Genomic DNA, 18,397 nt, shown 5'->3' on the forward strand with positions numbered 1-18,397 from the left:
GCTATATGCTTATATCCAAGTTTCTGGCCTTACTTTTTGCTCCACTCCAGCAGGCGGGCCGTTGCTTCTTCCTTGCCCAGGGCGCCTTCGTCCAGGCGCAGGTTGAGCAGGAACTTGTAGGCCTGGCCCACCTGGGGGCCGGGTTTGATACCCAGAATGGCCATGATTTCTTCGCCGTCCAGGTCGGGGCGGATAGCGTCCAGTTCCTCCTGCTCGGCCAGTTCTGCGATGCGGCGCTCCAGGTCGTCGTAGGCGGACGCGATGCGGTTGGCCTTGCGCTTGTTGCGGGTGGTGACGTCCGCCCGGGTCAGCCGGTGCAGGCGTTCCAGCAGGTCCCCGGCATCACGCACGTAGCGGCGTACCGCCGAGTCTGACCAACCAGCGTCCCCGTAGCCGTAAAAGCGCATGTGAAGCTCTACCAGTCGGGCGACAGCCTTGATGGTGTCGTTATCGAAGCGTAACTCGCGCATGCGCTTCTTGGTGAGCTTGGCTCCCACCACGTCGTGGTGCAGGAAGCTCACAGCCCCGTTGCTCTCGAACTTGCGGGTGGCGGGCTTGCCAATATCGTGCATGAGGGCGGCAAAGCGCAGGATGAAGTCGGGGCCGGGAACGGCGCCGTCCGCGTCGGTTTCGAGGGCAGCAGCCTGCTCCATGACGGTCAGGGAGTGCTGGTAGACGTCCTTGTGGCGGTGGTGCTCATCGACCTCCAGCTTGAGCGCCGGGATTTCGGGCAGAACAAAGGACGCCAGCCCCGACTCCACGAGCAGGTCAACACCGCGGCGGGGAGCAAGACCACAAATGAGCTTAACCAGCTCATCGCGCACGCGCTCAGCCGAAATAATCTGAATACGGTCAGCCATATCGACCATGGCCTCAAAGACCTCGGGGGCCAGATCAATATCCAGGCGGGAGGCGAAGCGGGCAGCGCGCATCATGCGCAGCGGGTCGTCCGAGAAGGACGCCTGCGGAGTGCCGGGGGTGCGGATAATGCCCTTCCGCAGATCCTCCTGGCCCCCAAAGGGGTCAACCAGTCCGAGGGAGGGCAGGCGCAGAGCCATAGAGTTGATGGTGAAGTCGCGGCGGAAGAGGTCTTCCTTCAAATCTGTACCGAAAGCGACCACCGGCTTGCGGGAATCAGGGTCGTACTTTTCAGCACGGTAGGTGGTGATTTCAACCATCTCATTGCCCTTGCGGATGCCGATGGTGCCGTACTCCTTGCCGATCTCCCAGGTAGCGTCGGCCCAGCCGTCCACCACCGCCAGGGTTTGATCGGGAGTGGCGTTGGTAGTGAAGTCCAAATCTACCGAGGTTTCCCCCAAAAACAGGTCGCGGACGGGCCCGCCCACCAGGGCTAATTCAAAGCCCGCGCGGGCAAAGAGCTCGCCCGCTTCAAGTGCTACCGGGTGGATGAGGGAGGTATCAAAAACATGCGCCATAACCCTTCAATCGTGCCAGCAAACCGCACAAGTTACCACTTACACCCTCAACTTTTAAAACATAGCCCCGATATATCGGTTAAGGTAGAGACATGACTTTTCCTATTCCCCGGGCACCGAAGAGGCGGGCTTTCACGCCCGTTGCTGCCATGCCCACGGTTGAGGAGGTCTCTGCAGGCGGCGTCATCGTCAACTTTGACGACCGCAACCTGCCCGTTGCTATCATCGCCCGCATCAACCGCGGCGGGCGTCTGGAATGGTGCCTACCCAAGGGCCACCCCGAGGGGGACGAGTCCAAGGCGGCAGCGGCTGCCCGTGAAATTGAAGAAGAAACCGGTATTTCTGGCGACGTGATTACTTCGCTGGGGTCCATCGACTACTGGTTCAACGTTTCGGGGCACCGAGTGCATAAGACGGTTCACCACTTCTTGTTCTCCGCAACCGGTGGCGAGCTCACCACCGAGAACGACCCTGACCACGAGGCGGTTGACGTCGCCTGGGTCAATATTGATGATTTGGGGCGTAAACTCTCCTTCCCCAATGAGCGGCGCATCGCTGAGATTGCCCGTGAGTACATCATTCACCAGCTCTCCTAGCTGACTGAGTAGATAAGGATTCCCGTGGCACGTTCCGGTGCTTTATCCAGCGCAATTATGGCCGCTGGTACGCTCGTTTCGAGGGTTCTGGGCTTCGTCAAAACCTTCCTGATTACTGTTGCTCTCGGTGCCACCACTACCGTGGGCGATATTTTTGAAACCGCTAACACCCTGCCCAACCTGATTTATGTGCTGGTAGCTGGCGGTATTTTTAACGCCGTCCTGGTGCCTCAAATCATTAAGGCTGCCAAACACGATGACGGCGGCTCCGACTACGTCTCGCGCCTGGTGACGCTGGCGGTCAGCGGTATCGCCGCGGTGACTGCTGTGGTCCTGCTCTTCTCGTGGCCCATCATTGCGGTCATGGGTAGTAAGTGGACGCCCGAGCAGCAACACTTCGGCTGGATTTTTGCGCTCTGGTGCCTGCCCCAGATTTTCTTCTACGGCCTCTACACGGTGCTGGGCCAGGTGCTGAACGCCCGAGGGGCCTTCGGCTGGTACATGTGGGCCCCCGTCCTCAACAACGTGGTGGCTATCGCCGCCCTGGTCATTTTCATCATGGCCTTTGGCCCCCAGGACGTCACCACCAACCCACCCTTCCACAACCTGGAGAGCTGGACGTCCGCCCAGACCCTGGTGCTTGCCGGTTCAGCAACGCTGGGTGTGGCACTACAGGCCCTGATCCTCTTTATCCCCCTGCGCAAGGTGGGTCTGAAGCTGCGCCCCAAGTTTGGCTGGCGCGGCATCGGCCTGGGCACAGCAGCAAACCTAGCAGGATGGACGCTAGCTACCGGTGCAATCTCTAACCTGGCTTTCATGTACCTCACCAAGGTCGCAGCCGGTGTAATCGGCGCCCGCGAGGACTTCCTCGCCATGGGCGTGCAAATTCCCGGTGTGCAGGCCCTGAACTACTCATCCATGCTCTACTCCCTGCCCCACGGCGTCATCGGCCTCTCCATCGCCACGGTACTCTTCAACCGCATGTCAGCCGCCTCCCAAGACGACGACAAAACCTCGGTAGCCGCCGCACTCTCGTCCGGCCTACGCACCGCCTCCATCGCCACCATCTTCTGCGCCGTAGCCCTCATTGTCTTCGCAGGCCCCATCGGCATGATCTTCGGCGGCGGCTCCCAGCAAGCGGGCGCGGTCATCGGCCAAACCATCGCCGTCATCGCTCTGGGCGGGCCCTTCCTCACCATCGCCTTTATGATGGGCCGCGTCTTCTACTCCCAAGAAGACGCCAAAACCCCCTTCTACATCCAGCTCTTCTCGGCTGTGGTTATCGTGGCCATGGGCTTCATCGCCTCCCGCCTAGCACCCCAGCACATCATCTACGGCCTAGCCCTCACCTACGCCCTGCAGAACGTCCTGGCGGTCTACCTGAGCCACCGCGTCCTTGCCCGCCGTCTCGGCGACTACGGGGTGCGCGAACTCGTCTCAACCCACGCCCGCGTCTCCTTCGCCTCTATCGGCGCAGGTCTAGCCGGTGCCGCCGCCCTCTACCTGCTGGGCGGCTACACCTTCGACGGCTTCGCATGGGCCTCACGAGGGAGCGCCTTCATCACCGTCCTTACAGGCGGCATCGTCATGGCCATTGCCTACTACGCCATGCTCATGCTCTTCCGCGTGCGCGAACTCGACACCCTCATGAACCCGATTATGGCGAAAATCGGTATGCGCCGCCCCGCTGCCCGCCACAGAGGGTAAACTCAGTAACCTAACCAATCACTCACCCATTCGCAACGGGAGGCCCCACTTGACACAGCAGATTCCCCTCAACACCCTGCTGGGAGATCGCTACAAAGTCACCGCGCACCTGCTCGACACAGCCAGCGGCGACGCCGTGCTCGACGGCCTTGATACGGTACTCGGCCGCAAGGTCTCCATCCTTGTAGCTGCCCCCGACCACAACCGTCTGCTGGTCACCAACGCCCGCAACTCCAGCGCGCTTTCCCGTTCCGCTGTGCAGGTGCTCGACCTGGGCAACCACAGCGAGCGCACCTACCTGATTACCTCCCATTCCCGCCCCGACACCCTACTTGACGTGCTCCTGACCGAGGGCGGCAGCAACTCCGCTGAAGAATTCGGTGAGGAAATCTTTGGTGATACCGGTTCCATGACCGCCCCCAATACCTACGTGGTGGCTAAAGAAAAGCCCGCTGGCCAGGGCCAGGACGCCGGCGCGGCAGCAGGTGCCGCAGCGGTAGCGGGTGCAACCTCCATCTCTGCCACCCGCAACCTCTCCACCGCAGAGGAAGAGCCCGCCGACGAGTTCGAAGAATACGATGCCGAAGAAGAGGGCTACTACGAGGGCGATGAACCCACCGAACGCAACGGTGGCATGTGGGTCGTTGGTATCGCGGCCGTCCTGTTGCTCGTTATCGGCGCCGGAGCCGTCTTTGCCAGCCTCGGCGGCATGGTCGATTCTGACGCCTCAAAGCAGGTACTCGACGCCAACGGCACCGCCGTAGCCACCGCGTCAGCCAGCGCCTCGGCAAGCGCCTCAGCGAGCGCGTCCGCCTCGGCAACCCCCAGCGAAACCTCCCTGCCCACCCCCAAGATTGAGGGCACCTTCACCCGCACGGTGCCGTCCGCCCCCACCCTCATGGCAGAAAGTGACTCCCTGCTGGGCAACCTGACCGACGGCAATGCCTCCACCACCTGGCTCTCCCTGGCCTTTGGCTCAGCGAACTTCGGTGGGCTGACCGATTCCTTCTATCTCTCAGCCAAGCTCGATGAGGCAACCACCGTCAACAGCATCACCATCAACCAGGTGTCAGGTGTAGGCGGCGCATTCACCATCTACGCCAACGGCTCAGCCTCCATCGACGGGGCCACCGAAATCGGCTCCGGTAGCTTTGCAGCCACCGGTGAGACCACCGTCCAGCTCGACAAGGACGCCCAGGACGGCAAGACCGAATACATCATCGTTCAGTTCACCAGCGCCCCGCAGCTGAGTCAGCCCATCGTACCGGGCTACGTCTACGGCCTGCGACTGGCAGAAATTTCCGTCAAGTAATACACAAGCTACACCGCCGGCGGGTGGGTTGGGAATAAACCCCACCCACCCGCCGTTCCTTTCTATAGCGCACTACCAACACCAAGGAGAACAATGACCGACAACGCACTCGGAGGCCTCTTCGGCGGCGCTGCTGCCGGCCTCAACCTGGCAGGAGCGGCCACTACCACTGCCCCCGACGCCACCGCCGAGAGCGGCGACCAGCCCGTCCACAACGTCATCATCGTGGGCTCAGGCCCCTCGGGCTACACCGCCGCTATTTACACCGCACGGGCCAATCTCAAGCCCGTCCTCTTTGCCTCATCGATCTCTCCCGGTGGCGACCTGATGACCACCACCGAGGTTGAGAACTTCCCCGGCTTCATCAACGGTATTCAGGGCCCCGAGCTGATGACCAACATCGGCGCCCAGGCAGAGCGTTTCGGCGCAGATATTCGCTATGAGGACGTCGCCGAGGTTGAGCTCGAGGGTGACGTTAAGAAGGTTATTCTGACCGACGGGTCAGTTCACCTGGCGAAGACCGTCATTATTTCTACCGGTTCTGAGTACCGCAAGCTGGGTGTGGACGGCGAATCCCGTCTCTCCGGCCATGGCGTCTCCTGGTGCGCTACCTGCGACGGTTTCTTCTTCAAGGAGAAGGCCCTGGCTGTTATCGGCGGTGGCGACTCCGCCCTCGAAGAAGCCCTGTTCCTGACCGCTTTTGCGTCTAAGGTCTACCTGGTCCACCGCCGCGATTCCTTCCGTGCCTCGGAAATCATGGCCCAGCGCGCCCTGGCCCACGAGAAGATTGAGGTTATCTGGGATTCGGTTGTCAAGACCATTGACGGCGACGAGAAGGTTTCTGGCCTGACCCTGTCGAACGTAAAGACCGGTGAGGAAACCACCCTGGATGTTGAGGGTGTCTTCGTTGCTATCGGTTCGGACCCCCGCACTTCCCTGGTGCAGGGCCAGCTGGAGCTGACCGACGCCGGCACCATCGCCGTAGAGGGCCGCTCTTCACGCACCTCTATTCCCGGCGTCTTTGCCGCAGGCGACGTCATCGACCCCACCTACCGCCAGGCCATCACCGCAGCCGGTTCAGGCTGCGTTGCCGCCCTGGATGCCCAGCACTATCTTGAGGCCCTCTAAGCCTCCCCTAGCCCCTCTACGAAAGGTTATTTATCATGGCACAGCAGGTTACTGACGCTACTTTTGCTGACGAGGTTCTGAAGTCAGACAAGCCCGTCATCGTCGATTTCTGGGCTGAATGGTGCGGCCCCTGCCGCATGGTCGGCCCCATCATCGACCAGCTCGGTGAAGAGTACGGCGACAAGGTCAAGGTGCTCAAGCTCGACGTTGAGAACAACCCCGCCACCGCAATGAAGTACGGCATCACTTCTATTCCCGCCATCTACGTCTTCAAGGACGGCGAGGTTGCCAAGCAGACCGTCGGCGCTAAGCCCAAGGCTGCCCTGGAGCAGGAGTTTGCGGAGTTCCTCAAGTAGGCCCTGCTGCTTCTCTAGACACCCCTGACAAGCCCCTCAGCTTCCCGCTGAGGGGCTTGTTTGTGGCCACAGATGACTGCCAGAGACATCAGAAGAGGGTCGGAGTGTTTCACGTGAAACTCAGCAGATTGACCGCCTGATAACTAGGGGCGAAGCGCGCAGGATACGAGAAAACGCATGAGCTGTGTTGCATTATCGCGAGTGAAGAGGGTGTCAAGCGCCTGGTTGAATTCTAGCCGTCGAGCAAAGGGAATATTGATGGCGTCAAAGCCGTGCGACATTAGCTCTCCTGCCATCATCAATCGGGCGGTACGTTTGTTTCCATCAAAATAGAACTGAGATCGCACTGCGGAGCAAAAGTAGGCAAGGGACCGCTCCCGAGGGTCTTCTATCTGGCTCAAGGCAGCCAGGAGGTTTGCGTAGTCTGATAGAAGTTTTTCCCCCTTCTCACCGTGATCATCGCCGTCAATGACGCCACCTTGAGAGAGGCGCACACTTCCTCCGCCGGTCACAATTCCCTGACCTCGAAAAAGCCCGCTCTCGATAGCTTCATGCCGGGCAACAAGGGCATGAACCTGATTGGAGAACTCCCTGGTTAGTTCAAATGTTCCGGACTCAACATGCTCTGCAACGAAGTTGTAGCCCTCACTCAAGGCAAAAATTTGCTCCTCATCTTCAATGCTTTTCCCGCCCACCGTTACTCCATCGAGCAGGGTAATGACTTCTGGCAGAGTGAAAGCATTTCCTTCTAAGGCTGCAGTATTCCAAATCAGCTCGTTCAAATTGTGTTTAAAACGTGCCACAGCTCGCCCAGGCTCACTAGGCAAGATAGAGGAAGTATCTATAGGGCCGTTCCAAAAAATGCGTCCTGTTGTGTGCCGCTCATCTTGGGGAGCTATAAATTCTTCAGGTTGGGACGGCTGTAAAGAGCTGCCCGAAGGGTTACCGTTGCCCCAATGTATGCGGCGAGGAGGGAGACTCATGGTTAGTTTTCACCCCACTGGCTTGTTATCTGGCGGGCTAATGCTCCAAAGCTAAGAGAGTGCAGGTCAAGTATGCCTTGGACGGGGGAAACTAGGTTTATGCCTCCTTCATGAGTGGCTCCTTCGAGCTCATAGGTTTCAGCCTGCGCTAGAACAATTCCTGCAGGTTGAAAATTTGTGACTTCGGCCAGGTTCAGAGAAAGGTTCTGAGCTACTAGCTCAAGGTTTTCTGCTACCCAGAGAACAATGGGAGCCAAAACAGCTTGCTTCCCCAAAAGGTGCGAGGCAAGGGGGGCACCAGAAAGAGCCCAGGAGGCTTTGCTTTGATCTCCTGCTGAAGCTACACGCAAGGCAAGTTCGGCTGGTGACATCGAAGGAGCTGGCGCATAGAAACGCACTCCCTGCCGCTGGGCCAGGTTTCCGTAAGGAGCGATTTTTTCAGCAATTTTTTCAGGGTCGAGGGGAGCTTCTGGGGTGGTGGGGATAATTTCCCACCGCTCATAGCGAGTTAACCATTGGGCTACTTCAGGACGAGTTTGAGGCAGGTTTTCTGGCAGGGTAGGGTCGAGAAGATAACGAGCTGCAGTAACAGCCCAGGGGTCTGAGGCTGGCCTGATGGAGCAGCTGAGATCATACCCATGAGCTAGTGCTATTTCACGCAAGGTCGCGGGTGTGGGCTCCGTTTTTTCTTGGGTTATGCGGAGCAAGGTTGAGCGAGCTATACCGGCTTTTCGAGCTGTTTGGGTAGGCTGTTTGGCTGCTTCACTAATGAGTTCAGATATATCCACATGCCCCACCCTAAAATATCTGTTGCATACATGCAACAGACGGTGCATGCACGCAACACATATTTTGAAATATCACTCCATTCGTTTCACAAGAATCTTATTTTATTTTCTTTCCAAGAAGACTAAATCCCCACAATAAAAGCACCAGCGGTGCCAGCAGGGTTGATAGAGATGGATAACTTTTTACTACCGCACCCTCAGGGAGATTCTCCCATGTGCAGGTGTACCCTAAAGGAATAAATGAAAAACCCGCTTCACCATAAATGGAATCAAGATTAGTTGGGCATGAGGTAAACGTTTGCGAGAAAATAAACAATTCAGCACCTACAACACATACCCATATAAGAAGAGCTGCAAAAAATAATTTATTCGACATATTCCAATCTCTATTTTCAGTTAAAAGTAGCGATGGCTGAATGTACCAACCAGGTTCTGTTTCACGTGAAACGGAGGAATAACCTTTCAATTTAAATAAACTTAATTCATCAAGGTTGTTTTTATAACTCTAGAGGGTCTTTGCCGGGATCATGGATCGATGAGCTCTCGCGTCCGCTTTTCTGGGATGCTTCATATCCAGCAGATCGGCTGGGAGCAAAAGAAGAACCGTATAATTCCATGGGCTGGGCTAAAGCATCACCCAACGTCGATTTATTATCAGAAGATATATCACCCTTACTAGCGACAGATTTATTTTTAGAATTTCCCACTTTAGGTTTTTCTTTAATAACCACACGGCGCACAACGGCAACAAAGGCGAGAAACATCAAACCATAAATAATAAAAACACCAAACCAGGAAATAAATTCATAGAAAAAATTCACAATCACCACCTCCTTGTGATACACCCAGTGTAAAACATGCGGTATTCACATCACCACCTCTCTACGCCCACATTTCACATCCTCATGGACAATGTACTGGGAATCAGAAGATAAGCCCCCCCCTGTCAGCAGGGGCCGGGCAAAGATCTGCTGCATGCAACGCAACAATGAATTCATACGGTTTGCGCTCTAGCTGCAAAAAATTGAAGCCCCAGAAGCCCCTCTCCCGGCCTAACTCTCCCCTCCCCATATCCAAGTAAGCCTCACGTCTTTTAAAGCCCGCACAGAGCCTCACAGCGCTTTTCACCTCTCTACCAGCCCTAAAAACCCTGATTTTCGTTGTGGAAACCCCCTCATGCGCCCCGTTTCACGTGAAACATAAAGAAGCGGCACCTACGTTTCACGCAGGTGCCGCTCCCAGCTATCGAGGAGGAGTAAAGCGGCGTGGACTGCCCGCTCCCCTACTTTTTCTTGAGCTTAGGATCAATAACATCAAGGATTCGATTGAGGTCGTCCACCGAGGCGAACTCGATGGTCATCTTGCCCTTGCGAGCTCCCAGATTAATTTTGACGTTGGTATCCAGTTTGTCGGCCAAAGCATCGGCCAGATAATCCAGACGTTCTGAGTGGTCCTGCACTTTAGCGGCCTTCTGAGCACGCTCAGGGGTAGCAGAGCTACCAGCTGACACGAGCTCTTCAACAGCTCGCACAGACAGGCCCTCGTTCACAATCTTCTGAGCCAGAGTCTCAATATCAGCGGCCTTTTTCAGCCCGAGTAGAGCACGTGCGTGCCCCGAAGAAATAGTACCGGCAGCAACCCGGCGCTGCACCAGGGCAGGCAGTTTCAGCAGGCGGATAGTATTTGAAATCTGCGGGCGAGAACGACCGATACGCTGGGCCAACTGTTCCTGGGTGGTTCCAAACTCTTCCAGAAGCTGCTGGTAGGCGGCAGCTTCTTCTATGGGGTTGAGCTGTGAACGGTGGAGGTTCTCCAGCAGGGCGTCCCGCAGCAGGTCTTCGTCCTGGGTCTCACGAATAATTGCAGGAATGGTGGTTAGGCCCGCGCGCTGGGTAGCGCGCCAGCGGCGCTCACCCATGATGAGCTCATATTTTTCAGCACCCTTTTCCCGGCTGGGGCGCACGACAATCGGCTGCAGTACGCCGATTTCCTTGATGGAATGCACCAGCTCCTGCATATCGTGCTCGTCAAAGTCGGTACGGGGCTGCTTACGGTTAGGGTGAATATCGGTGACGTTGAGGGTAGCAAAATCAGCACCGGGCACAGGGACCAAACCATCGCCTGCGGCGGCAGTCTCATCGCCAAAGAAGAAATCGACAGGACGCCGGGAACCGGTTGCGGTGCGCAGGGCAGCTCCCATGTCTGCCCGCTTCTTCTTTGATGTTTCACGTGAAACGCTCTTCTGGGCGGGGGCAGGAGCCTCTACACCTAGACCCAAATCTAGCTGTTCACTCTCTACCGACTCGGTGCTTTTCTGCTCCACCGGGGGCTTAGCACTCTCTGGAATGAGAGCTCCTAAGCCACGACCTAGACCGCGTTTCTTCTCTGCCACGTTGACCTCCGTACTCAAAAGTTTTCCTCACCCAAGTCTAGTGGAGTCAGCTCCCCCGCATAGACCAACGGCGCCCTGTTCAAACACAAGGCGCCGTCATTCTTACTGAGCTTGTTCGAAAGGCTACGCAGGCTCACGCTCGCTGCCGACCCTGCCTTGCCTTTCTTTAGATATTTACTAAAACATCGCAAAGAAGGTGTTTACACTCTTTTTGCCATCTCCATAGCAGCCTTCAGGTAGGCCACAGCACCGGGTGATGCGGGGTCATAGCTCATCACAGTTTGCTGGTAGCTGGGAGCTTCAGAGATACGCACAGAGCGGGGGATAGCGGTTTCAAGCACCTGCTCAGGGAAGTGTTCACGCACTTCGTCAGCCACCTGAGATGAGAGGTTGGTGCGGCCGTCGTACATGGTAAGCAAGATAGTGCTGATGTGCAGCTCAGAGTTGAGGTGCTTTTGAATCATGCCAATATTTTTGAGCAGCTGGCTCAGACCTTCCAGGGCATAGTACTCACACTGAATGGGAATGAGCACCTCCCGGGCAGCGCAGAAGGCATTGATGGTGAGCAGCCCCAGGGAGGGCGGGCAGTCGATAAAGATATAGTCCAGACGCGGCAGTCCGGCAGCTTCTCGCGCGGCAGCATAATCAGAGACAGCGGTCTTCAAACGGGTTTCTCGAGCCACCATAGAAACCAGCTCAATCTCGGCTCCCGCAAGATCGATATTGGCTGGAGCGCACCAGAGGTTTTCGATATCGGGGCAGGGCTGCACAATATCTGCCAGGGGCTTGTCGTCAATCAGTACATCGTAGGTAGAGGGAACCTCCACCCCGTGTTCTATGCCCAATGCGGTCGAGGCATTACCCTGGGGGTCATTGTCAATGACCAGCACGTTCATGCCCTTGAGGGCGAGAGCGGCAGCTAGATTGACAGCGGTTGAGGTCTTACCGACCCCACCCTTCTGGTTGGAGATAGTAAAGATACGAGTCTCATGGGGGCGGCTGAGAGTCTCACTTGCCAGCGCTTCAAACTGTTGCTTGGCAGAGCGGGCCTGTTGGCTGATGGGGTTATTCTGGGCGGCCGCGGCATCAGTGCGCTCCAGCTTTTCACGTGTTTCACGTGAAACATGTGAGCCGCGGTCGGGCTTTGCGGAGGCGTCCTGAGGTTCAGGTGGTAACCCAAAATCGGGAATATTGGAGATAGTAGACACCGGCTGTGCTCCCTCGGTAGGTGTGATGGTCTCGCTCATCTAAGGTTACCTGCTTACGCCCGACCGTCTGAATCACTAAATAGTAAACACTATTTATAGGTTGTTTAAATAAATATTTCCCCACGTTTCACGTGAAACATCCCGCCAGTTCTATAATCACAAACCATGACTATCATTCGACCAGCCCGTCCAGAAGACGCCGCCAACCTGGCCGTCCTTTCAGCAGAAACCTTCTCTGAAACCTTTACCTACTACCCACCAGAAGACCTAGCCACCTACCTGGCCGAGGCCTACACGGAAGCGGGATATGCGCGTGATATCGCCAGCCCCGACTACGGCATCTGGGTAGCGGAGCAGGGCGGCAACCTCATCGGCTACGTAGTAGCGTCCTCCGCCCATCTCCCCCACCCCGAGCTCAAAAGCACTGATGGAGAGATTAGGCGGCTCTACGTGCGTTCTGAGCACCAGGGGCAGAGTCTAGGCTCCCAGCTCCTTGAAAAGGCCCTCCAGTGGCTTCTCAAGGACAAGCCACAGCGCACCCTGTGGCTGGGCGTCTGGTCTGAAAACTATGGGGCTCAGCGCCTCTATAGCCGCTACGGCTTTAAACGGGTGGGTGACTACTACTTCGAGGTGGGCAGTACCCGAGACTTTGAGTTCATTTTCAGAAGGGACCCCCGCTAGGCCCCTAAGAAAAAAGCCCGGCTCCCCTTGTCAGGGGAGCCGGGCTGTGCCGTCCTCGGGTAAAGGTTAGAGGCTAACTCGCACTACAGTGGTGGGCTCTTCGAGCAGGGAATCACCGGCAACCAAAATTTCGGTCTCGCGAGCGCCGTACTTGTTGAGCTTCTTCTGAGCCTTGGTAATCTCGTCTGCCGCGCTGCGCCCCTTGAGGGCTAGCAGCTGGCCAGTACCGCGCAGAATCGGCAGGGTGATATCCAGCAGGCCAACGAGGGCTGAGACGGCACGGGCGGTCACATAATCAGCATCAACCTGACCTACGGCCTGCTCAGCGCGCGAGCGCAGAATATCGACGTTATCGAGCCCGAGATCGTCCACGACCTCGGTCAGCCAGATAACTCGGCGCTCCAGGGGCTCAATGAGGGTCAGCTGCAGGTCGGGGCGGGCAATAGCCAGGCAGAGGCCGGGCAGGCCCGCACCGGAGCCCACGTCGGCCACACGGGCACCGTCCTCGATGAATTCTTCAACGACGGCGCAGTTGAGTACGTGGCGCTCCCAGAGACGGGGTACCTCGCGGGGGCCAATGAGGCCGCGTTCGATACCGCTGGTAGCCAGGTGCTCGACGTAGCGCTCAGCCAGAGGCAGGCGGTCGCCGAAGATCTGGTCGGCAGCCACCAGGGTGGGGCCTGCCAGCTCGGGCAGGGCGGTGTTTTCTTCAGTCACGGTTTAGTCCTCCGCCGGCATGATGACGATATGGCGGTCGGGGCCAGCGCCTTCGGACTCGGAGTGGAGGCCGTGGGCTGCCACGATGTCGTGTACCAGCTTGCGCTCGTAGGAGCCCAGGGGCTCCAGGTGCACGTCGTCACCGGTTTCTTTGACGCGGGCAATGGCGGTTTCGGCCATGTCCACGAGAGCCTTCTGGCGGCCGGCACGATGCTCAGCGATGTCCAGAATCAGGCGGGTGCGCTGACCGGTGGCAGCCAGCACCGAGAGGCGCACGAGCTCCTGCAGGGCGTCCAGCACTTCGCCGTCCTCACCCACGAGGGCAGAGAGCTCGGTGTTATTGCCGTCCTCGGTTACAACCGAGAGGTAGGTGCGGCCGTTGCGCACCTCGATGTCGATGTCGCCGTCGATGTCTGCGATGTCAAGGAGTTCTTCGAGGTAGTCAGCGGCGATGTCGCCTTCGTCCTCAAAGCCCTGCTCGGAGTCGATATCTAGGACGTCGTCTGCGGCGGTTTCTTCGTAGGCTTCAGTCATGGGTTCCTCCTGTAGCTGCCGCTATTTCTTCTTGTTCTGCTGCTTTTGGCGCTTCTTGCTCATAGGCTGCTGACGCTGGCCGCGGTTAGCGCGCTCACGCTGGGCTTCGAGCTCAGCTTCGTGCTGCTCCTTGGTCTTACCAACGGGAGGCAGGCCCTTGGCGGCGCGGCGCTCGTTGAGCTCGCGCTCAGCCTGAGAACCGGGGGTGGGGTTGTTCTTGATAACCCAGTACTGCTGGCCCAGTGACCAGAAGTTGGAGACGGTCCAGTAGACGAGCACGCCCAGGGGGAAGTTGATACCCGAGATAGCGAAGACCAGGGGCAGCACGTAGAGCATGACCTGCTGCTGGCGGTATATGGAGGACTGCTTGGCGGCGTCCGACATGTTCTTCACAGAGAGCTGCTTGGTGATGTAGAACTGGGTGGCGCTCATGAGCACAACCATGATGGCGGCGATGATGATGGTGGCGGTGTGGTTACCGTCGCCGGGGCGCATCATGGTGGAGAAGAGGGGGGCGCCAAAGATGTAGGCGTCGTTGAACTGCTCAATCTTGGCGTTGTCGAGCACCAGAATACCGGTGTTGTTAGCCGCTGCGGTGGGTACGCCGTTGAGTACCTGGAAGAGGCCGAAGAAGATGGGCATCTGCACCAGGATGGGCATGCAGGAGGCCAGGGGGTTGGAGCCGGTCTTGCGGTAGAGTTCCATCTGCTCCTGGGCCATGGCCTGGCGGGAGAGCTGGTCGGTCTTGCCCTTGTACTTGGCCTGAAGCTTGGCCAGTTCAGGCTGTAGCTCCTGCATACCGCGCATGGCCTTGATCTGCTTCATGAAGAGCGGGATGGTGAGGGTTCGCATGACCAGGGTCAGGCCGATGATGGCCAGCACCCAGGTGACGCCGGACGCGGGGTCCATGCCGATGGCGGTGAAGAGTTCGTGGAATGCCCAGAGAATCGCCGAGACGATCCATTTGAAGGGCCAGAGAATGATGTCGATCATAGTTCTCTCCCTGGCTCGGGTGTGTGAGCCGGTTGTGGTGGACTGCAGCCAGTGCCTGTTAGTGGTTCAGGTGCTGGTGCGGGTGGTTTAGAAGTATTATTTTGGGTTCGCTGCCGGGGGCGAAGGTGCGCCGTCCGGGTGGAACCGGGTCGAGGCCTCCGGTGGCCCAGGGGTGGCAGCGCAGTAGACGGCGGACGGTCAGTGAGAGTCCGCGTGTGGCGCCGTGGGTGGTGAGAGCTTCGAGCCCGTAGGCTGAGCAGCTCGGATAGTACCGGCAGACGTTGCCGTAGAGCGGCGAGACGATGGCGCGGTAGACCTTGATGAAAGCGATGAGGACGTTCTGGGGCAGGGTGATAGCTGCCTGAACGATGGTGGTGGGCACGACGAATTCGTGGGGGGCCTTATCGAGTAGGACGTCTTCGTCCGCGGGGGCCCCGCTGGGGTGCTGGTGGGAGGTGCCCATGGGTTAGAGCTCCTCTCGGGCGGTGGCACCGAGTTTTTTAAGGGTGGTGGCCAGCGCGCTGGTCAGGTCTGTTTCGAGGTCGGTGTAGGTGGCGGACGCTGCCGGCGGCAGGGCGCGCACAACCACCCGGTAGCCGATGGGGTTTTCGGCGACGAAGGGGGCGATGATCTCACGGAGGCGCCGCTTGGTTTTATTGCGGGTAACGGCGTTACCGACGGCCTTGGAGACGATGAAACCGATGATGGTTGGTTCTTCGCCTGTTTTGGCTGTATATAGAACTAAGTTCCGACGCCCTGAGCGGGCGCCGGAACGTGTAGTTGCTGAGAATTGAGCCGAAGCTCGCATCCGGTGCTGTTGTGCCAGCACGTAGTCTCCTTTGTCTTTTCGGTCGTCTCTCGGCGGGCTGCGTGATCACGCTGGCCTGCACAAGGGGCTAGGCCGAGGCGAGGAGATGTGAAGCCTTATGCTGAGAGGCTTGCGCGGCCCTTTGAACGACGGTTCGCGAGGATGGCGCGGCCTGCACGGGTGCGCATGCGAAGACGGAAGCCGTGCTTCTTGGCGCGGCGGCGGTTATTCGGCTGGAAAGTCCGCTTGCTCATTTGGTTACTCCAAAAATGGTTGGTACGGGGGCCAACCTTTCAACAGTTCTTCGAACAGGTTGACGCTTCTTGCTCGTGTGTTAGCTCCGCCGCGTAAGGGGCGGATATCAGGCCTTAGATATAGGCATAGTCCTAGCACACTTTGACTAAACAACTCTAGAAGAGGTTGCGATATAAGGTCAAGCCCGCTAGGGGTAGGTCTTTAATCACAGGTAGGTGGGAGAGTTTGCCCACACCTGTGGATAGCTTGCGAGCGCGCTCGCCCTAGCGAGAGTTATCCACAGGCGCACCGGGGAAAGTTGTAAGTTACAAAAACTGCGGTTTTGAGCTAGCGGTGCGCGGTTTAATCACATACTGTAAACAGGTACTCCCCTCGTTAAATCACAAGTTTTCCACCCTGTGGATAACATGGTGATAAATCGGTGGGCCCTGCGGCTAAGCTGTGGGTAAGTTTTTTGCGTGACCTGAGATTAAAGGAGAGCCAGTGGGCGATTATATGGACCCGGAGCTTCAGAAGAAGTGGATGCACCTGGTAACCCTGTTGCGGGCAGATACTTCGGTGGCTCAGCGTCACCGTGCGCATATTGGCCTGGCTCAGCCTCACGCTTTTATGGGTAATGTGCTGCTGATTGCGGTGCCGAGCGAGTTTACCCGCGATATTTTTCAGCACGAGCTGAAGGAGACCCTGCAGGAGGCTATTACCGCGACCTTTGGCCAGGGGGTGACCGAGGCTTTCATTATTGATACCAGCCTCGAGAATTCTCCTGAGAAGGTGGCGCTGCCCGCAGCGGAACGTCCTGTTGCTCCGTCTTTCCCTGCGCCCGCTGAGCGGGAGCAGGCTTCCCGTGCCGGTTTCGACGACGCTGCCCACCAGCGTCCGGACGCCGCTCCTGCCTTTGGGCAGGCACCGGTGGCTACCGAGTTTGCCCAGGTCAACCACGAGGTAGAGCCTCTTGAAGAGCCTGTTGAGGCAGGCGAGCTGGTCGAGGCCCCCGCGGAGACAGGGGAGGCAAAGACCTGGGACTCCACCGCGCGTCTGAACCCCAAGTACACCTTCGATAGCTTTGTGATTGGCCAGTCCAACAGGTTCGCCCATGCGGCCGCCTTCGCGGTGTCCGAAACCCCGGCGTCTGCTTACAACCCCCTCTTTATCTACGGCGGCTCGGGTCTGGGTAAGACCCACCTGCTGCACGCCATCGGCCACTACGCTAAGAGCCTCTACCCCGGTTTGCGGGTGCGCTACGTGAATTCTGAAGAGTTCACCAACGACTTCATCAACTCTATTCGCGATAACAACGGCATTACTTTCAAGCAGATTTACCGCAATGTCGATATGCTCCTGATCGACGATATTCAGTTCCTGGCTGGGAAAGACAGCACCCAGGAGGAGTTCTTCCATACTTTCAACGCCCTGCATAATCACCAGAAGCAGGTGGTCATTACCTCTGACCTGCCGCCCAAGCAGCTGACCGGTTTTGCTGAGCGTATGCGCTCGCGTTTTGAGTGGGGTCTGATTACCGATGTGCAGCCGCCGGAGCTCGAAACCCGTATCGCGATTCTGAGTAAGAAGGCTCAGAACGAGGGTCTTGATGTGCCCGATGACGTGATGGAGTACATTGCCTCGCACATCTCCACCAATATTCGTGAGCTGGAGGGCGCACTGATTCGTGTGACCGCTTTTGCCTCTTTGCAGGGGCAGCCGGTGGATATGCAGCTGGCGGAGCAGGTGCTCAAGGACCTGTTGCTGGACGACGGTGCCCAGGAGATTACGGCCTCGCAGGTGCTCCAGGCGACGGCAGAGTACTTCGATGTGACGATTGAGGATCTGCGGTCCAAGTCCCGTAGCCGGACTCTGGTGAACGCTCGTCAGATTGCCATGTATCTGCTGCGAGAGCTTACCGATATGTCGCTGCCCCGTATTGGCCAAGAGCTGGGCGACCGTGACCATACCACCGTGATGTACGCAGATCGCAAGATTCGTAACCTCATGGCGGAGCGTCGACCTATCTTTAACCAGGTCACAGAGCTTACCAACCGTATTAAGCAGGGTTCCCGCGACGCCTCCTAAGTGTAAAACACCTCGTCAGAGGGCTGTGGATAACTTTGAGACTTAAGGGGTTTTACTGTGGATGTTAAGTGCATGAATATGCAAAGCCTGTGCAGTTCATTATCTGCATAAATATCCATCCACTATTCATTCACAGTGGGGCTGGGTTTTCTGCACAGATCCCCCACAAGCATTTTGCCGGTATTCCGGGCTCAAACGGGGTTTTCCACAGTTTTCACAAGGGTTATTAACACTACGATTCTTAAAGAAAAAACGTCAAATAACAAAAAATCTGTGCTCGTGCTGCCGGGCGGGGTTGGGCTCTTGTAATTACAGATTTTCGTGAGGGCTCTTTGGTTCAGGGTCACGGCTTGTAATTACAGAAAAACAGCTTTAGTGCCACGGTAGTCCGGTAGACTGGACACCTGAACTGTGCCCGTTTAAGGGCTTCTCATGT

The 18,397-nt window shown here is 57.6% G+C and carries 20 protein-coding genes; 7 read left to right on the forward strand and 13 right to left on the reverse strand.

All coding sequences use genetic code 11. The features are described from left to right. Positions 1–29: 29 nt before the first annotated feature. Complete coding sequence (locus L7A20_RS00130; protein WP_237221965.1) at positions 30–1,436, reverse strand: CCA tRNA nucleotidyltransferase; 1,407 nt, start codon at positions 1,434–1,436, stop codon at positions 30–32. 92 nt (positions 1,437–1,528) lie between these two features. Between L7A20_RS00130 and L7A20_RS00135 the strand changes: the two genes are divergently transcribed. From L7A20_RS00135 to trxA, 5 genes are all read left to right on the forward strand, one after another. Further along, positions 1,529–2,032, forward strand: a complete 504-nt coding sequence (locus L7A20_RS00135) for an NUDIX domain-containing protein (protein WP_237197713.1) — start codon at positions 1,529–1,531, stop codon at positions 2,030–2,032. Positions 2,033–2,056: 24 nt separating this feature from the next. Beyond that, a complete protein-coding gene (gene murJ, locus L7A20_RS00140; RefSeq protein WP_237221966.1) occupies positions 2,057–3,739 on the forward strand; it encodes a murein biosynthesis integral membrane protein MurJ in 1,683 nt (560 codons plus the stop codon). Between the two features lie 49 nt (positions 3,740–3,788). Further along, complete coding sequence (locus L7A20_RS00145) at positions 3,789–5,051, forward strand: serine/threonine protein kinase (RefSeq protein ID WP_237221967.1); 1,263 nt, start codon at positions 3,789–3,791, stop codon at positions 5,049–5,051. A gap of 93 nt (positions 5,052–5,144) precedes the next feature. Then, positions 5,145–6,179 (forward strand): thioredoxin-disulfide reductase, encoded by a 1,035-nt coding sequence (trxB, locus tag L7A20_RS00150; protein ID WP_237221968.1) that lies wholly within the window; start codon positions 5,145–5,147, stop codon positions 6,177–6,179. Positions 6,180–6,214: 35 nt separating this feature from the next. Then, a complete protein-coding gene (gene trxA / locus L7A20_RS00155) occupies positions 6,215–6,535 on the forward strand; it encodes a thioredoxin (protein ID WP_185173759.1) in 321 nt (106 codons plus the stop codon). Positions 6,536–6,678: 143 nt separating this feature from the next. Here the strand turns inward: trxA and L7A20_RS00160 are convergent, their stop codons facing one another. From L7A20_RS00160 to L7A20_RS00185, 6 genes are all read right to left on the reverse strand, one after another. Continuing rightward, positions 6,679–7,338, reverse strand: coding sequence for a hypothetical protein (locus L7A20_RS00160; RefSeq protein WP_237221969.1), 660 nt, complete (start codon positions 7,336–7,338; stop codon positions 6,679–6,681). Positions 7,339–7,520: 182 nt separating this feature from the next. Then, positions 7,521–8,306, reverse strand: coding sequence for a helix-turn-helix domain-containing protein (locus L7A20_RS00165; RefSeq protein WP_237221970.1), 786 nt, complete (start codon positions 8,304–8,306; stop codon positions 7,521–7,523). A gap of 97 nt (positions 8,307–8,403) precedes the next feature. Beyond that, a complete protein-coding gene (locus tag L7A20_RS00170; RefSeq protein WP_237221971.1) occupies positions 8,404–8,682 on the reverse strand; it encodes a hypothetical protein in 279 nt (92 codons plus the stop codon). Between the two features lie 121 nt (positions 8,683–8,803). Beyond that, entirely contained in the window at positions 8,804–9,127 is a 324-nt protein-coding gene (locus L7A20_RS00175; protein ID WP_237221972.1) for a hypothetical protein, read from the reverse strand. Between the two features lie 461 nt (positions 9,128–9,588). Next, the gene (locus tag L7A20_RS00180) at positions 9,589–10,698 is read right to left on the reverse strand and encodes a ParB/RepB/Spo0J family partition protein (protein ID WP_237221973.1); all 1,110 of its coding nucleotides are present in this window, start codon (positions 10,696–10,698) and stop codon (positions 9,589–9,591) included. 200 nt (positions 10,699–10,898) lie between these two features. Continuing rightward, complete coding sequence (locus tag L7A20_RS00185) at positions 10,899–11,945, reverse strand: ParA family protein (RefSeq protein WP_272879193.1); 1,047 nt, start codon at positions 11,943–11,945, stop codon at positions 10,899–10,901. Between the two features lie 126 nt (positions 11,946–12,071). Between L7A20_RS00185 and L7A20_RS00190 the strand changes: the two genes are divergently transcribed. Next, a complete protein-coding gene (locus L7A20_RS00190) occupies positions 12,072–12,587 on the forward strand; it encodes a GNAT family N-acetyltransferase (protein WP_237221974.1) in 516 nt (171 codons plus the stop codon). 66 nt (positions 12,588–12,653) lie between these two features. Here L7A20_RS00190 and rsmG read toward each other — a convergent pair whose 3' ends face one another. The 6 genes from rsmG to rpmH form a co-directional block, all read right to left on the reverse strand. After that, positions 12,654–13,283: a 16S rRNA (guanine(527)-N(7))-methyltransferase RsmG gene (rsmG, locus tag L7A20_RS00195; RefSeq protein WP_423817413.1), complete on the reverse strand. Its 630-nt coding sequence runs from the start codon at positions 13,281–13,283 to the stop codon at positions 12,654–12,656. Positions 13,284–13,307: 24 nt separating this feature from the next. After that, positions 13,308–13,838: a protein jag gene (locus tag L7A20_RS00200; RefSeq protein WP_237221976.1), complete on the reverse strand. Its 531-nt coding sequence runs from the start codon at positions 13,836–13,838 to the stop codon at positions 13,308–13,310. A 21-nt stretch (positions 13,839–13,859) separates the two neighbouring features. Next, on the reverse strand, positions 13,860–14,831 hold the full coding sequence (yidC, locus tag L7A20_RS00205; RefSeq protein ID WP_237221977.1) for a membrane protein insertase YidC: 972 nt from the start codon (positions 14,829–14,831) through the stop codon (positions 13,860–13,862). 58 nt (positions 14,832–14,889) lie between these two features. Then, positions 14,890–15,294: a membrane protein insertion efficiency factor YidD gene (gene yidD, locus L7A20_RS00210; RefSeq protein ID WP_237221978.1), complete on the reverse strand. Its 405-nt coding sequence runs from the start codon at positions 15,292–15,294 to the stop codon at positions 14,890–14,892. 3 nt (positions 15,295–15,297) lie between these two features. Then, positions 15,298–15,660 carry a ribonuclease P protein component gene (gene rnpA / locus L7A20_RS00215; RefSeq protein ID WP_237197736.1) on the reverse strand — a complete coding sequence of 121 codons (363 nt, stop codon included), beginning with the start codon at positions 15,658–15,660 and terminating at the stop codon, positions 15,298–15,300. A gap of 95 nt (positions 15,661–15,755) precedes the next feature. Beyond that, the gene (rpmH, locus tag L7A20_RS00220) at positions 15,756–15,893 is read right to left on the reverse strand and encodes a 50S ribosomal protein L34 (RefSeq protein WP_083091541.1); all 138 of its coding nucleotides are present in this window, start codon (positions 15,891–15,893) and stop codon (positions 15,756–15,758) included. 496 nt (positions 15,894–16,389) lie between these two features. Here rpmH and dnaA point away from each other — a divergent pair, with 496 nt between their 5' ends. Then, positions 16,390–17,961: a chromosomal replication initiator protein DnaA gene (gene dnaA, locus L7A20_RS00225; RefSeq protein ID WP_423817414.1), complete on the forward strand. Its 1,572-nt coding sequence runs from the start codon at positions 16,390–16,392 to the stop codon at positions 17,959–17,961. The last annotated feature ends 436 nt before the right edge of the window (positions 17,962–18,397 follow it).

The organism is Rothia nasimurium (assembly GCF_928381415.1).
GTDB classification, from domain to species: Bacteria; Actinomycetota; Actinomycetes; order Actinomycetales; family Micrococcaceae; genus Rothia; species Rothia nasimurium_H.

Excerpts from the sequence above, each read along its gene's own strand:
- L7A20_RS00185 (WP_272879193.1), bottom strand. The coding sequence starts at position 11,945 with ATGAGCGAGACCATCACACCTACCGAGGGAGCACAGCCGGTGTCTACT.
- rpmH (WP_083091541.1), bottom strand. The coding sequence starts at position 15,893 with ATGAGCAAGCGGACTTTCCAGCCGAATAACCGCCGCCGCGCCAAGAAG.
- L7A20_RS00190 (WP_237221974.1), top strand. The coding sequence starts at position 12,072 with ATGACTATCATTCGACCAGCCCGTCCAGAAGACGCCGCCAACCTGGCC.
- L7A20_RS00200 (WP_237221976.1), bottom strand. The coding sequence starts at position 13,838 with ATGACTGAAGCCTACGAAGAAACCGCCGCAGACGACGTCCTAGATATC.
- L7A20_RS00135 (WP_237197713.1), top strand. The coding sequence starts at position 1,529 with ATGACTTTTCCTATTCCCCGGGCACCGAAGAGGCGGGCTTTCACGCCC.
- dnaA (WP_423817414.1), top strand. The coding sequence starts at position 16,390 with ATGGACCCGGAGCTTCAGAAGAAGTGGATGCACCTGGTAACCCTGTTG.
- trxB (WP_237221968.1), top strand. The coding sequence starts at position 5,145 with ATGACCGACAACGCACTCGGAGGCCTCTTCGGCGGCGCTGCTGCCGGC.
- L7A20_RS00170 (WP_237221971.1), bottom strand. The coding sequence starts at position 8,682 with ATGTCGAATAAATTATTTTTTGCAGCTCTTCTTATATGGGTATGTGTT.
- L7A20_RS00130 (WP_237221965.1), bottom strand. The coding sequence starts at position 1,436 with ATGGCGCATGTTTTTGATACCTCCCTCATCCACCCGGTAGCACTTGAA.
- yidD (WP_237221978.1), bottom strand. The coding sequence starts at position 15,294 with ATGGGCACCTCCCACCAGCACCCCAGCGGGGCCCCCGCGGACGAAGAC.
- yidC (WP_237221977.1), bottom strand. The coding sequence starts at position 14,831 with ATGATCGACATCATTCTCTGGCCCTTCAAATGGATCGTCTCGGCGATT.
- trxA (WP_185173759.1), top strand. The coding sequence starts at position 6,215 with ATGGCACAGCAGGTTACTGACGCTACTTTTGCTGACGAGGTTCTGAAG.